The sequence below is a fragment of the Spirosoma profusum genome (assembly GCF_014699005.1).
In the GTDB taxonomy this organism is placed as follows: domain Bacteria; phylum Bacteroidota; class Bacteroidia; order Cytophagales; family Spirosomataceae; genus Spirosoma; species Spirosoma profusum.
In genome coordinates, this window is sequence record NZ_JACWZY010000018.1 from 135,397 (window position 1) to 150,818 (window position 15,422).

Annotated in this window: 11 protein-coding genes; 7 read left to right on the top strand and 4 right to left on the bottom strand. The window is 48.6% G+C overall.

The window, feature by feature from the left end:
• Positions 1-44: 44 nt before the first annotated feature.
• The gene (locus IC229_RS20320) at positions 45-371 is read left to right on the top strand and encodes a nucleotide pyrophosphohydrolase (RefSeq protein ID WP_190888846.1); all 327 of its coding nucleotides are present in this window, start codon (positions 45-47) and stop codon (positions 369-371) included.
• Positions 372-393: 22 nt separating this feature from the next.
• Here IC229_RS20320 and IC229_RS20325 read toward each other — a convergent pair whose 3' ends face one another.
• Positions 394-3,918, bottom strand: coding sequence for a VCBS repeat-containing protein (locus tag IC229_RS20325; RefSeq protein WP_190888847.1), 3,525 nt, complete (start codon positions 3,916-3,918; stop codon positions 394-396).
• A gap of 168 nt (positions 3,919-4,086) precedes the next feature.
• Here IC229_RS20325 and IC229_RS20330 point away from each other — a divergent pair, with 168 nt between their 5' ends.
• The 6 genes from IC229_RS20330 (at position 4,087) to IC229_RS20355 (ending at position 11,940) form a co-directional block, all read left to right on the top strand.
• Positions 4,087-4,680, top strand: a complete 594-nt coding sequence (locus tag IC229_RS20330) for an RNA polymerase sigma factor (protein WP_190888848.1) — start codon at positions 4,087-4,089, stop codon at positions 4,678-4,680.
• 158 nt (positions 4,681-4,838) lie between these two features.
• On the top strand, positions 4,839-5,081 hold the full coding sequence (locus tag IC229_RS20335; RefSeq protein ID WP_190888849.1) for a hypothetical protein: 243 nt from the start codon (positions 4,839-4,841) through the stop codon (positions 5,079-5,081).
• A gap of 113 nt (positions 5,082-5,194) precedes the next feature.
• Entirely contained in the window at positions 5,195-6,259 is a 1,065-nt protein-coding gene (locus IC229_RS20340) for a FecR family protein (RefSeq protein ID WP_190888850.1), read from the top strand.
• 47 nt (positions 6,260-6,306) lie between these two features.
• Positions 6,307-9,693: a SusC/RagA family TonB-linked outer membrane protein gene (locus IC229_RS20345; protein WP_190888851.1), complete on the top strand. Its 3,387-nt coding sequence runs from the start codon at positions 6,307-6,309 to the stop codon at positions 9,691-9,693.
• A 45-nt stretch (positions 9,694-9,738) separates the two neighbouring features.
• Positions 9,739-11,277 (top strand): RagB/SusD family nutrient uptake outer membrane protein, encoded by a 1,539-nt coding sequence (locus tag IC229_RS20350; protein ID WP_190888852.1) that lies wholly within the window; start codon positions 9,739-9,741, stop codon positions 11,275-11,277.
• A gap of 159 nt (positions 11,278-11,436) precedes the next feature.
• Entirely contained in the window at positions 11,437-11,940 is a 504-nt protein-coding gene (locus IC229_RS20355; protein ID WP_190888853.1) for a hypothetical protein, read from the top strand.
• 71 nt (positions 11,941-12,011) lie between these two features.
• Here the strand turns inward: IC229_RS20355 and IC229_RS20360 are convergent, their stop codons facing one another.
• The 3 genes from IC229_RS20360 to bshA form a co-directional block, all read right to left on the bottom strand.
• Entirely contained in the window at positions 12,012-12,659 is a 648-nt protein-coding gene (locus tag IC229_RS20360; RefSeq protein WP_190888854.1) for a sterol desaturase family protein, read from the bottom strand.
• Positions 12,660-12,747: 88 nt separating this feature from the next.
• Positions 12,748-14,085, bottom strand: coding sequence for an NAD(P)/FAD-dependent oxidoreductase (locus IC229_RS20365; protein ID WP_190888855.1), 1,338 nt, complete (start codon positions 14,083-14,085; stop codon positions 12,748-12,750).
• 97 nt (positions 14,086-14,182) lie between these two features.
• Positions 14,183-15,322 (bottom strand): N-acetyl-alpha-D-glucosaminyl L-malate synthase BshA, encoded by a 1,140-nt coding sequence (bshA, locus tag IC229_RS20370; protein ID WP_190888856.1) that lies wholly within the window; start codon positions 15,320-15,322, stop codon positions 14,183-14,185.
• Positions 15,323-15,422 lie beyond the last annotated feature (100 nt).

The window sequence follows — 15,422 nt, forward strand, 5'->3', positions numbered from 1 at the left end:
AAGGCTGATGACTATCGACTGATGACTATTGACTATCGCCTTTTATGACTATCAACGAAGCACAACGTACCGTCGATGACTGGATTAAAACCATCGGGGTTCGGTATTTCAACGAACTCACCAACATGGCTATGCTGACTGAAGAAGTCGGCGAAGTAGCCCGAATCATCGCCCGTCGTTACGGCGAACAGTCAGAGAAAGAATCAGACAAGAATAAAGATCTCGGCGACGAAATGGCTGACGTATTATGGGTACTTATCTGCCTCGCCAACCAGACCGGTGTTGACCTAACCGAAGCTTTCGAGAAGAATCTGGCCAAGAAAAACATTCGAGATGCTACCCGGCATCTGAATAATGAAAAGCTGAAGTAGCGCGGACGGTTCGTGTACTGCTTCATCGACTCGATTGGCTCAAATAACCCGAACCGTAGTAAAATTCCCGACGCTCGGTACGTCCATCGGGGTGTTTGATGAGTCGATACGTTTCGCCGGGTTTGGCGGGCTGAGGCTTAACGGGTTTAGTCGGTTTTATCAATTGAATTGGTCCGTTATTGTTCGAAACGACGTACCAACATTCGGTGCCTGTCGATAACATCGCTAATGCTTTGGCATCGCCATCGGCATGAATACCTGCTACGTCCGGTGGAACAGTTCGGAAACTTCCACGTCCATCCCCAAGCAGCAAACAGCCGCGACCGGCGTCGTACCAGCCTGAATACGTTTCCGACGCATACGAATTTCCAACCAGCAATACGTCTGGCAGACCGTCTCCGTTAAAATCACCAGGTTGCACTCCGAACACAGGTGAAATCTGCGCCATTGTGGGCAATGGACGCACCACAAAGCCGGCCTTTCCTCGATTTTCAACGTAACAACTACGTAACTCGTTGGCAGTCAACGTAACGGCACCATCAAGATCTTTATCATTAAAAGCATTCGCGAAACTGGAATTGGCAAATTGCTGAAAACTGGTAAAGCGTTTTCGGGCGAATGTGGGCATTTGATCGTTCAGTACATCACGAATGGGCGCGATGTGTTGTTCACCTTGCAGATAATGCGTGAGGATGGGATCAAGCTGGCCGTTGCCGTCGAAATCTTTGGCGTACAGACGTAGTGGTTCTTCGGGTGATACGTGGTAGCGCGTATTCTGGCCCAGATTTCCGACAATGTAATCAATGTCACCGTCCAGGTCGAAATCACGGCCTGTTACTGAATTCCATAAACCAGATGTGCCCTGACCATCCGGTGTTTTTAAAGTTAGTGGGGTTAACCGGCCTTTATCGTTGGTGAACAACGTAATGGGCATAAACTCACCAGCTACCAGCAAGTCGGGGTCGTTGTCGTTATCGAAATCGGTCCAGAGGGCGGCACAGACCATACCGATACGTTGCAGGCCGGGCGCTGATTGATTTGTTACGTCGGTAAAACGCGGCCCCGTTGTTTTATTACCGTCGTTTCGGAGGAGGTAGCTAGCTGGAGCTAGTGGATATTGCCCGACTTTTACCCGCCCCGCCCGGAACAAATCCAAATCACCATCGCCGTCAAAGTCTGCTGCCACCAAGCACGAACCTGACGACGTTGTGGGTGGCAGCACGCCCTGCGCTCGGGTTAGTTTACCGCGCCCATCGTTCAAATAAAGTCTGTCCTGATAAATAGCGCTGCTGTCGGGCAGCCGACTGCCGCCACTCACTACGTATAAATCCTGATCACCATCACCGTCGGCATCGAAAAACAGCGAACCCATATCTTCGAGGTCATTCGCGCCCTGCTTCTGCTCCACAAAGTGACCAGGTTTCATTTGTAAAAACAACGAACGTACCTGCCCTGCATCGGCCCCAACGAATACGTCGTCAAGCCCGTTTCCGTCGGCGTCGGCAATGGCCAGCGACGGGCTATTTTTGCCATAAACCTGATGCAGCAATGGTGTTCGTTCGAAGTCGTTCAAGGGCGCTTCCTGATGCCGAAACGTTAGGCCGATGGTTGAAGCATCGACAGTAGAAAACAGGCTTGGCTCGATTGGCTGCGTCGGGGGAAACGTAGCAGTGGGTTTATAGGCAACTTTATGCAAACGATCAGTCGAGATCTGGCCCAATTCCTGATACGTACCATCAGCCCAACGTATTGAAATTGTTGCTGATACGTGCTTTCCAAGTCCTACATGAACAAACGGTTCCACGGAAGAAGCATATCCCCGAATTGGATGAACCTGTACAGACTGTATTTGTCCATCCAACGTTTTTATCTGAACCGTAGCACCTAAACCATGTGCATCGGCGGGCAGGTGCAAACGTAGAAAGTGGCTGGTAATCGGTTTATCAGGACGTATCGTTTCGTTCCGGTACAAACCGGCTTCACTGTCCATGTTATTAATCACCAGATCCAAATCGCCATCGTTGTCCAGATCGGCGTAGGCAGCCCCGTTTGAGTAATTCAGTTCTCCAAAACCCCATTCCTCCGATTTGTCTTCGAAAGTGAGGTCACCTTTGTTTCTAAACAGGTAATTGTGCAATTGAATCGTCGGTAGCTTGTATAACTCCGCCAACGTTTGCTGGCGACTTCCGGCTGTGTGTGCAGTACCAAAACTCGCGGCTTGATTATTCAGATACGCTACGTAGTCGAGGTTGGTGATATCGCGCCGATAACCGTTCGTTACGAAAAGGTCTTTGAAACCATCGTTGTCGAAGTCGGCCAGTAAGGGTGCCCAACTCCAGTCGGTGCGAAAAACGTCCGCTAGTTGCCCAATCTCGCTGAACACCGGCTGTTTATTGGGTCCATTTCCTTGATTGAGCTGGAGCGTATTTCTGACGTATTCGTCCTGATAACCCTGTTGACGAGCCAGATGAAAAAACTCCCAATTGGTTTTGATGAGCATCATTTTCTGACGGGCATTCGATTCAGGCAACATATCGACCACTATTACGTCCGGACGGGTATCGTTGTTAATATCCTGAATATCAACACCCATACTGTTGTAGCTGGTATGTTTAAAATAAGCCGACGACTGGTCGGTGAACGTAGCGTTCCCCGATTTACGACCATTATTGATGTAGGCTACGTCGTTCGACAAAAAATCATTGGCGCAGTATACATCCAGCCAACCGTCCTGATTAATATCAGCAATCGTCAGTCCAAGCCCGTAACCTTCCGCCAGAATTCCAGCCTCGCGGGAGATATTTTCAAAGAGCGAACCGGCGCGCCGGTTCGCTCTTTGAAAATGCTCTTTCACTCTTTCAACCGTCATATTTCTATACAACCTATCCGTACTCAAGCCTTCGCCATGTAGGCGTTTGGGGCGGATGGTGTTGCGACCGGTTCGTTCAACGGCGTTATTTAATACGTAGCAATCGAGATCGCCATCGCGGTCATAGTCGAAGAAAGCGGCTTGGGTGTTCATGCCGCTATCGTCCAAGCCGTATTCGGCAGCCATTTCGCGAAATGTTGGGTTGCCTCCAACTTGTTTTGATACGTTGATAAACAGAAGATTATGACGTATTGCGTGGCTTGTGTCGCGTCCGGCTACGCTTACGTACACATCCGGCCAGCCATCCTGATTTACATCGGCCACGCATACGCCTGTACACCACGCTTTGGTTGTGACGCCCGCTTGTTTGGTTACGTCTTCGAAACTGAATTTGCCCTTGTTGAGGTATAATTTGCTCGTAACGTTGTTACCGGCGAAAAAGATATCCTGAAGTCCGTCGCGGTTGAAATCACCGACTCCGACGCCCGCGCCGTTGTACATGGGGTCGTATGTATTGGCGTTTAACGTATCGTTTTCGAACGGCTGCATCTGGTTATTAAATGTAACTCCTGATACGTCGGAACGAACCTGCGTAAACAACGCATCGGAGGAAGATTCCTTCGTACAAGCCTGTGAACCAATTAGGAAACTACCTAATAAAACCAAACGATACAGCATAGGAAAGCGTGCAAAACAGAGCTATCTACATAAGCGAAAATAGATGGTTTCTATCCCTCTAAAATAGCAGTATAGAAAGATGAAGTAGTAAAAATACGATAGATATTGGGGCCTAATCTGAGTAGAAATCCGTAATTTTAACAACAATTTTGTTTCGAGCCTACTTTCGTGAATAGCCCGTTTCTTTATCATCAGGCGACAGATGGTCAAATCTGGGACGATTTTCTGCACGGCAGCAAGGCCGCGTACTCGTTCATGTACGAAAAATACGCGCCGGTGCTCTATAACTACGGCTATAAAATTGCCCAAAATCGTCAGGTGGTAGAAGACTGTATTCAGGATCTGTTTTTGACTATTCTGGAAAGCCGGGAACGCCTGGGACGTACTGATTCGATTAAATTCTACCTGATGCGCTCGCTCCGGCGCGATATCGTGCGCAAACTCACCAGCGGACAACGCTTCAACGGCGACCTCGATACGTTGGATTTCACCATCGAATTTTACTACGAGCCGACCTGGCTCGATGCTCAGATTTCGGAAGAGCAGTCTACGTTGTTACTCCGCGAACTGAACAGTTTGCCCGCTCGTCAGAAAGAAGCCCTGTTCCTGAAATACTTCGATAACCTTAGCTACGAACAAATTGCCGGGGTGATGGGTATTGAGCAAACGTCGGCCTACAAAATTATCTACAAAGCCATTGCCTCGCTGCAAAAACGAATGCCGATACACATCGTTTTGCTCTTTTTGGCGCTGATTCGGTAAGAAGCGATTACCACCCCAACCCCTCTTAAAACAGGAGGGGTTGGGGTGGTAAAACGCAAAACACACGGAACACGAAATCAAAAAACTGGAATCACTATAAAATTAGCGCTGACGGAATCAACTGGCCAGTCGGTTTAGGTACGCTCATTCCCGACCAGTTGGGCGGACCTTTTCTGCTTTCTCTGTCCGATGGGCGATTGGTAGTATCGTCGAATAGTAGCCATATTTCGGTGAGCAGCAATTACGGCCAATCGTGGCAGCGCGTGGCCGATGCCTGGCCTAAATCGCTCGGAGTAGTTTGTATCAATCCGCGCCGTATCAAATCATCGCCATCAATTCAGTGGAACGTACCGCTGGTGGGCATAACGTTCAAATTCGGTTTGGGTAATTTAATGCGGTGAGAGAGAAATGAACGTAGCACTCATTCGATAATATTTTGCAAAAAAACGTCATGAGCGAGGGATAATCTGTATCCAATCACTCTTTGCCTTGTAATTCAGCTTGCTTTCTTACTATGAATCCATCCCATCAGCCTGATTATAGTACGTACTCACTCCCTGATTTTGTGCTGGACGAGTCGTTTCGACGCTGGGTGCTACTGCCTGACGAAGAAATTATGTCGTTCTGGCATAGTTACATGCTTCGGCACCCTGAACAGCAGACGGTTATAAATGAAGCCAGTGCTATTCTGCTCCACTTGCGGGTGCGTTACGACGATTTGACCAACGCCAGTCGGGAACGTATCTGGCAGGTGCTGGATACAGCTTATGAACAACAGGAACGTAGTACGTCAACTGAATCGATAAGGCCATTCCGGCAACGGTTTTTTGGCTCTCCGTTACGTAGTTGGCAGGTTGCGGCTTCGTTGGCGGGGCTATTGCTGCTGGCCGCTGGCGGCTGGGTATGGAGTCGTTATGGGAGCCAGCAGGAAGTGCATACTCAATACGGCGAGCAATTGACAGTGACTTTACCCGATGGCTCGTCGGTACGGCTTAATGGAAACTCAATACTGATGTATTCAGGCAAGTGGGAGGCAGAGGATAATCGGGAGGTTTGGCTCGAAGGAGAAGCGTTTTTCAACGTAACGAAAAAAATGACGACTACAGGGCGGCTAAAATTCGTAACGCACACGCCCAATCTGGACATCTCCGTATTGGGTACGCAGTTTAACGTGAACACGCGCCGAGGCAATACGTTAGTTGTGCTGGCCGAGGGGAAAGTGCAGCTATCGAAACCTAATGATCAGAATGCCAGTGTAGTACTGATGAAACCCGGTGATCTGGCAACAGCGCAGGCTGGTATCGAGCAGGTGGCTATTCGGCAAGCAAAACCCCAGCTGCACACGGCCTGGACAAAAAATCAGTTCGCTTTCGAGAATACATCTTTGCGCGAGATTGCCCAGCAACTGAATGATACGTGGGGTGTCAATCTGATTTTTGAAGATAGTGCCCTGGCCGAACGACGCTTTACCGGCAATTTATCGAGTCAGGATTTAGAGACATTGATAACGACACTGGCCACGACGTTCGACGTGGAGGCCGACCGGAAAGGGAGCCAGATTTACCTGCGTCATCCCTGAATTGTTGCAAAACCTGTGATAAAACTACTTTTTAACTCTTACCCGGAATGAAAAAAATCTCCTTTACGCTTTCGATCTGGCTAGCAGGAACGGCGCTGTTTAGTTTGCCGCATACCTCGGCTGCTCAGTTGTTGACCCGGGCGCAGATTAAGAAAGAGCAGACTCGGCTGGAAAATCGGCCGACGAAGGCCCGCTCGCTTAAAAAAGTGCTGAACGAACTGGAGCGACAGTACAAAGTCAGTTTCGCTTATGAAGAATCGCTGGTGGCGGGGCGGCTGACCGAAACGGAACCAGACGGCGTCAATCTGGAACAGGCACTGACTAATCTGTTGACGGAACAGGGATTACGTTACCGGAAAATTAAAGACAATCTCTACGTTATTCAGACTGTCCCAAAGCCCGAACCGGTCACGACGAGTTCTCCGGTCGTATCCGACGAAAGCCCGTCGAGTAGCGTTAGTGAAGAAGTGGTTGACCGACGAATAACAGGTCAGGTAACCGACGAAAAAGGTGCTGCTTTGCCCGGTGCGAACGTCATTGAGAAAGGTACTAACAATGGCACGACAACGGACGCCAGCGGAAATTTTGCTTTAAACGTAAGTGATGCCGCCACTACGTTGACCATTTCGAGTGTCGGATTCATCCGGCAGGACGTAACGATTGGCAATCAATCAACCATTAACGTACAGCTATTGGCCGACGACCGCACGCTCGATGAGGTTGTTGTGGTATCGTATGGTACGGTGAAAAAGTCGAACCTGACCGAAGCTGTGAGTATTGTGAATGTGGCCGATGCCAAAAAAGTGCAGGCAGCCTCCGTTGTCGACCAGATTCAGGGCCGGGCGGCTGGCGTTACAGTGGCTTCGACGGGTGGACAGCCCGGTGCTACGGCGAGTATTAAAATTCGGGGTTCGAGTACGTTCGGCTCCAATCAGGACCCGATTTATATCATCGATGGCGTGATTATCGGTAGTGCGGCCGCCGATTTCAATCCCAATGATATTGAGAGTATTACGGTGTTGAAAGATGCGGCAGCCACCGCTCTATACGGTTCACGCGGGATGAACGGCGCTATCGTGATCACGACCAAACGCGGGAAAGCGGGTAAACCGACTATCGAGTACAGTGGGTATTATGGTGTACAGAACATTGTCAAACGACTGCCTCTTGCCACTCGTGAGCAATACATTAAAACCTGGACGGCTGCTTATCAGAATGGCAAACTTCCCGTGCCAGATTTTGGTAAAGGCGGCTACAATACTGATTGGCAGGAAGAACTGATAAAACCGGGCGCTATTACCGATCATAACCTGAGCATATCGGGCGGAATGGAAAATGGCGTCAATAAGTCGAACTACCGCGTATCGGCAGGCTACTTTAATCAGGATGGTACTATTGTTGGGCCGAACTACAAACGGTATTCGATGCGGGTCAATACGGGGGCTACACGGGGCAAGTTCAGCATCGGTCAATCTCTCTATCTGGCGTATATCGACAGTCGGAATGTGATCGGGCAGCCGTTCGATAACGTAATACGGATGCCACCCACCGTACCCGTATATGACCCCGCCAACCTGAGTGGGTATGGGTTCGGGAACGACAACAATGCTACGTTCGGCACGAACCCAATCGGGCAACAACTGAAAGACGACTTTACGTCGAATAGTTATAAGTTGCTGGGCAACGTATTTGCTGAGTACGCCATTCTGCCCTGGTTAACGTATCGCCTGAGTGTCGGGCTCGACTTTTTCCACTATCAGAATCGCTTTTTTAGCCGACCAGGAGCATTGAGCTATAACAGCCCGAATACGCCCTACGCCATTCTGGATAACACGAACGGACGATACTTCAATACGTTGGTTGAGAACACACTCAATTTCAATAAAGCTTTTGGTAAACACCAGATCAGCGCTTTACTCGGCTACACGCGGCAACGCGACGACCAGAATGAAGTGTTTGCGCATACCGAAGGGATTGTCGGTGATTTTTATCAGCAGGGTGCCGGTACGTCGAACCCAAGAACAGACGGTTTCTCCCGGATTCAGGGGCTGGTTTCGTATCTGGGTCGGGTGAATTATACATTCGATGACAAATACAACATCCAGGCAAACCTGCGCCGTGATGCGTCGTCGAACTTCCCGAAAAGCAATCAGGTCGCTTATTTCCCATCGGTATCGGCTGCCTGGACTATCAGTCGGGAAAATTTCATGAAAAACCTGCCCGCCGTTAGTGATTTGAAACTGCGGGCTAGTTACGGTTCAGTTGGTAATCAGGCCATTGCTCCGTATTCGCTCGATCCGACCATTCAGCCCAACCTCAACTACGTACTGGGTGGGGGCAACACGATTGTGGCGGGTGCGGCTAACCGTCAGTTGCAGAATTCGAACCTGAAGTGGGAAAGCAAAACCACCACGGATATCGGTCTTGACGCTAATTTCTTCAATGGGAAACTGCAACTGTCGGCCGATTATTTTTACTCGTTGTCGAAAAACCTGCTGCTACGTGTTCCCATTCCGATTTCGGCTGGTAATCAGGGCGATAACCCATTCGATAACCTTGGTAAGATCGAGAACAAAGGAATTGAGTTGAGCGTAACGTATCAGGATAAGAAAGGTGATTTCCGCTACAGCATCAACGGCCAGATTACCAGCATCAAAAACAAGGCGCTGCAACTGGTGCCTACGAATGGCAACCAGCCGCTGTATGGTTACGGGCAGATTACCCGTACGGAAGTCGGCAGTTCCATTGGCTCGTTCTACGTGCTACGTCAGGCCGGTATTTTCCAGTCGCAGGCCGAAATTGATGCCGCTCCTAAGCAACCGAACGTAACACCGGGCGATGTTCGCTACGTTGATACGAATGGCGATGGCCAGATTAACAACGACGACCGACAAATTGTGGGAACGCCTTTCCCGACGCTGGAGTATGGCTCTAATATTTCGCTGGGTTACAAGAACTTCGAGTTTACAATGTTCTTTCAGGGCGTATCGGGAAACCTGCTTTTCAACCGTAGCCGCAACTGGACCGATCGCTTCGATGACGTGCAGAACATTCGTTCGGACGTAACGTACTGGACCGGTCCGAACACCTCGACCACCACGCCGAAACCCATTAAAGGTGACCCGACACTCAATCCGGCATTTAACACCGACCGTTGGGTTGAAAGTGGTGCGTATGGTCGAATTCGTACCATGCAGATTGCCTATAATTTTCAGACTACGATGTTAAGTCGGCTCAAAATGAATTCGGGGCGAGTGTATGTGAACGCGCAGAATCTGCTGACTATCAGTAACTATACAGGCTACGATCCGGACGTAATTGGTGATGTGGGAGCTGGCGGGCAGAACAGCAGCAACTATTTTGGACGTGGTATTGACCAGGGTAACTATCCGGTGGCGCGTGTCATCAGCGTTGGTTTACAGCTGAGTTTCTAACGATTCATGACTTCTTTCGACAATTTGTCTAAAAACATAAAAAATATGAATACGAAAACACTGGTGCTGACGGCCATTCTGAGTGGGGGAATCCTGTTCAGTTGCAGCGAGAGTAAACTGCTCGACCAGGTTAACCCAAACCAGGCATCAACGTCTACTTTCTGGAAAACTTCAGACGACGCCATTAAAGGGTTAAATGCTGCCTATAGCGGCATGCAGGACCGCCGATTCTCCCTCTGGACTATTTTCCTGACCGATATGAGTTCCGACGAAGGGTATAGTCAAAGTCCATGGACTGATTTGGGTAACCTGAGCAAGTTCATTGTAACGGACTACAACATAGCAATGAACCGGGAATCGTTTGAAGCAGCGTATCAGGGAATTTATCGGTGCCATCAGGTGCTGGAGAACGTACCGAATATCAAAATGGATGCTACGTTGCAAAAGCGAATCCTGGCCGAAGCCAAACTGATTCGGGCATACTTCTATTACAGCATGGCCAACATCTGGGGCAACGTACCGTTGGTGCTCAACTCGCAGACACTTGGCGACCGGCCTAAACAGGCTACACAAGCCGAAGTCTTTGGGCAGGTAATTAAAGATTGTCAGGAAGCGGCTGCCGATTTGCCCGAAAGCTATTCAGGACTTGATATAGGACGTTTGCATAAGTACAGCGCAATTGCCTTACTGGGTAAAACGTACATGCAGCAACGGAAATGGGCGGAAGCGGCTGCTGCATTTAAGCAAATCATCGACAAAACACCCACGCTGTTCGACTTGATGCCCGATTTTAAAGATAACTTCACCACTGATTTCGAGAACAATAAAGAATCGTTGTTCGAAATTCAGTACTACGATGAAAACCGGTCGGGCTTTCCCAGTTACGACGTAGCAGGCGGCTCTGAATCGTCGGAGCGGGCGCAGTTTTTTGGTTTACGCGTGATCGGCTGGTGTGATGGCCAACCCACAAAATGGCTCTATAATCAGTTCCTGAAAGAAAAAGACAAGGCTGGCAAAGTCGATTACCGGCTGGATTATACCCTGTCGTACCTGAAAACGGATGCGCCTAATACGTTATATTACGGCAAAACCTGGGCAGACTATGGCTTTACCGCCGACGACCGCTTCTGGAAAAAATACACGAACTACTGGAAACCTACCGACAGTTATTTTTCAGGCATTAATAACCGCGTGATTCGTCTGGCCGACGTATATCTGCTCTACGCCGAAGCCCTCAATGAGCTGGGTCAGACGGCGCAGGCAATTCCGTTTGCCAATAAAGTGCGGGCGCGGGTCAACATGAAAGATCTGGCTCTGACGATGACGCAAACCGATTTTCGATTGCAACTTCGTCAGGAGCGGGTACTGGAGTTGGCGGGCGAAACGCAGCGGTTTTGGGACATGAAACGCTACGGTATTCTGGATGCGAGTCTGGCCGGTCCTGACGCCGGTAAGAAACCCGCTAACGTATCGGATTTCGATACTGATTTTACTACGTTCCAGAAAGGGAAAAGCGAATTTTACCCGCTACCGCTCTACGAAACGGATGCAAACCCGAACTTGAAACAAAACCCAGGTTGGTAATAAAAAGAAGGCTAAAGGTGGAAAGCCGATTCTGTTTTGGAATCGGCTTTTTTGTTCAACGTAGCACGGATGATCAGCCGCGCTACGTTCTAAACAAACCGCAAACTGATACGTTAAAGGAATGCTACGTAGCATTGAATAACTTCTCGTTAAACGACTATGGATAAAGCATTTGTGACTAATATAACTGTCCGTTTCACTGCGGTTTTTCTGGGATTACTCGTTCTGTACACACTGTTGAACCTATTGGCGTTCAAATCGTTGGCGAGTGATAATCAGCATCCGAAAGGACCCGAACCCGGTACGTATAAATCGTCGCGAATGACCTCCTGGCTAACAGCAACGCCCTATGGTCCGGGCGATCCACGTAGAGGAAAGTATGGCCCTCAGGTAAGTTATGGTGTTGGTTCAATGCCTTTTAAAGGGCTCTTTGGCGATTTGATTCTCCATCGCGACGGTACGTATACATTTACAGAAGACAAACACGGCGGCACCTGGAAATACATTCCGGAGAAAGATTCGGTTGCGTTTACGGGTTGGCTGGCTCCGTTCAAAACAGGATATAGTTATGAAGAAAACTGGATAACCATTTATACCGGCAAGGTGAAAATGCCCGACGGTGGTGAACTCAACATCAGTTACACAAAAAAGCGAGAGAAATAGATGAGTTTATAAAACTTAAAAATCCCGTCTGATACGTATCAGACGGGATTTTTAAGTGTATGTTACGTTCGTTATTTCTGGAACGAGCCGAAAATGTGATCCCAGAAAGGCGATGATACACCGTAGTTGCTTTCCGGATTTTTGTAGTGGTGAACACTGTGATTTATCCACAACTGCTTGAAGAAATTCTTCGGTGGTGCGTAGGCATGCACGATAAAATGTGTGGCCAGATACCCTGAATAACCCACCAGGAAGCCGGGGAAAAACGCATAGGCGGATTCGCCCATCAGCAGAAAAAATACACCGAAAAAGAAGGCTGCTATAATGATAGCCAGGGCCGGAGGCATAGCCAGCCGGGTTTTATCTTTCGGGTATTCGTGATGAACACCGTGAAATGTATATTGAATTTTAGCTCGTTTGGGAGTAGTTGGCGCCAGATGATAGAGGTAGCGATGCAACACGTATTCAAACAACGTAAAAGAAAGCAGACCACCTACGAACAAAAGCCCGATGGTACCATTACTCATGTCTGTATACGTAAACGCGTACCAACCCAAAAACGCCGACAAAATGAGCCACATCGAAATGGGCACCATAATGTGCGTTCGCGACAGAGCTTCCAGAATTGGGTTATCAAATAACTTTTTGGTGCCGCTATTTTTTGGGCGGGTTTTTCCATGACCCGCCATCGTTTGTAGTTTCTCGGTAGTCGATTCCATAAAGTTGTACTCAATTAATGACGCAAATGTAAAACGAAAATGCTTTCATGCTCATTTTTTAAATAGTAAAATCAGTTTACTATCTTGGTTATGTCTTATTAACCACTACTTGGTCGGAGAGTTTTTCCTGCATGGCTTTCAAATCTCCTTTCGGTAATTTCGGGCGGATGATCAGACGTAGCGAATTACTGTACGTCAGATAATTAAACATCCAGTTCAGGAAAATGAACAGTCGGTTTTTCACACCAACAATTGCCATCAGGTGAACAAATAACCACGTTAACCAGGCAAAAAATCCCTGAAATTTTAAAAAAGGCAAATCCACAACCGCCAGCCCTCGACCAATGGTTGCCATAGTGCCGAAATCTCGGTACGTAAACTCTTCGGGTTGCTCGTTACGTATCCAGTGAAGCAGATTTTTACCCAGCTGCCGTCCCTGCTGAATAGCAGGTTGGGCCACCTGCGGATGTCCGTCAGGCCATTTTTCTTCGGTCATCAATGCTACGTCACCAATAGCAAAAATGTCCGTAAACCCCTGAATCTGACTATATCTGTTCACTTTTACACGCCCTCCCCGCCCAATGACCTCGGGAGGCAAACCCGCTAACGGATTGGCTTTTACTCCAGCCGCCCAAATGAGGTTGTTGGTACGTAGCGTCGATCCGTCGTTCATTGTCACAGTACGTCCGTCGAAATCTTTGACGCGCGTATTAAGTTTTACGTGAACACCCAAATCCTGCAAATACTTTAACGAGTGCTGCTGCGACTGCACCGACATTGGTCCTAAAAGCTCTCCGCCCGACTCGATGAGGTAAATATCCATCATCTTAAAATCCAATTCGGGGTAATCGATGGGGAGTACGGTTTTTCGCATTTCGGCCAACGTACCGCAGAGTTCAACGCCGGTCGGTCCGCCACCTACTACCACTACGTCCATCAGGCCTTCTTTTTCATCCAGTGTTTCAACGCTCAGCGCATCCTCAAAATTTTGAAGCATCCGGTTACGTAACGCAATCGCTTCGGATACCGACTTCATTGCCAGCCCTTTTTCAATAATATTCTGCTGATTGAAAAAGTTGGTATCGGCACCGGTAGCTATCACCAGATAATCGTAGGTAACCGGACCGAGGTCGGTATCAACGGTTTTGTCGGCGGTGCGAACACCTGTTACGTTGGTTACCCGGATATGTATGTTGTTGCAATTACCGAAAACGGCACGTAGCGGAAACAGAATGGAATTAGCTTCCAGACCCGCCGTAGCTACCTGATAATAAAGCGGTTGAAATTCATGGTAATTTTGGCGATTTATCAGCACTACCTGAAACTCAGATCGGCCTGATAACTTGCGAGCCAGTTTCAGACCTCCGAAGCCGGCTCCGACAATGACAACTCGTTTGCGGTCTGTTTGAGGAATGTTTGGATTCATTCGTACCCGGTTGAGCCCACCTCAACTGGTGAACTGGCTAACGCTAAATCAATGACACTTACAAAATAGTCTACCCCTACCGAATAAACCGAAAATTTTAACTCACCAACGGTTTCGCTTCTTGTAGGACTCGTTCATAGTGAGCTTCGTAAAGAGGCAAGATACGGGATAACTCGAATTCTTTGGCCCTAGTTAGCGCGTTTTCTTTAAAAGTTGGCAGATGGGCATCATCTAAAACGTACAACGCATTTTTGACCATGTCGTCAACATCGCCTACCGGGCTCATGAAACCGGTTACGCCTTGAACGTTTAACTCGGGTAATCCGCCGGCATTCGACGAAATAAGGGGTACTTCACAAGCCATCGCTTCGAGTGCCGCCAGCCCAAAACTTTCGTTTTCGGAAGGCATAAGAAATAAATCGGCTACAGATAGTACTTCTTCGACCGCATCAAGTTTACCCAAAAACCGGACTTGCTCATAAATGCCAAGGTCGCGCACGAGCCGCTCGATACGTGCCCGTTCGGGGCCGTCGCCAACCAGCAACAGTTTGGCCGGCATCTGTGCCTGAACGTGGTAAAACGTCATCACTGCATCGTCGATACGTTTTACCCGGCGGAAATTGGAGGTGTGGACAATCAGCTTCTCGCCGTTGGGGCAGATGGCTTTTTTGAAATGCTCTTTCTGTTGCCGATTAAATCGGCTCAGATCGACGAAATTTGGAATCACTTCAATGTCGCGGTGAACATTGAAATGTTTATACGTATCCTGCCGCAGATTTTCTGATACCGACGTAACACCGTCCGATTCGTTGATGCTGAACGTAACGACGGGTTCATAGGAGGCATCTTTGCCTACTAACGTAATATCGGTGCCGTGCAACGTAGTGACTACCGGTACGTAACGCCCCTGAGAGCGTAGTATCATTTTGGCCATATAAGCCGCCGAAGCGTGCGGAATAGCGTAGTGAACGTGCAGTAAATCAACGTTTTCGTTCGTTACTACGTTGACCATCTCGCTGGCCAGCGCCGATTCGTAGGGGGCGTACTGAAAGAGAGGGTAGGACGGTATATTTACTTCATGGTAGAAAACATTTTCATTGAAAAAATCGAGTCGGGGTGGTTGCTGATACGTAATGAAGTGAATCTGGTGACCATTTTTGGCCAATCCTTTACCCAGTTCGGTGGCAACGACGCCACTGCCGCCAAAGGTTGGGTAACACACAATGCCAATTTTCATGGGTGAGAGAACGAGTTTGGTTTCTCAACAACAAACTAGTGTAAAAGGATTCCTTTTTCGTAAGCAGAAGCCGATAAGTGCGGCAAAAGAAGGTATACGT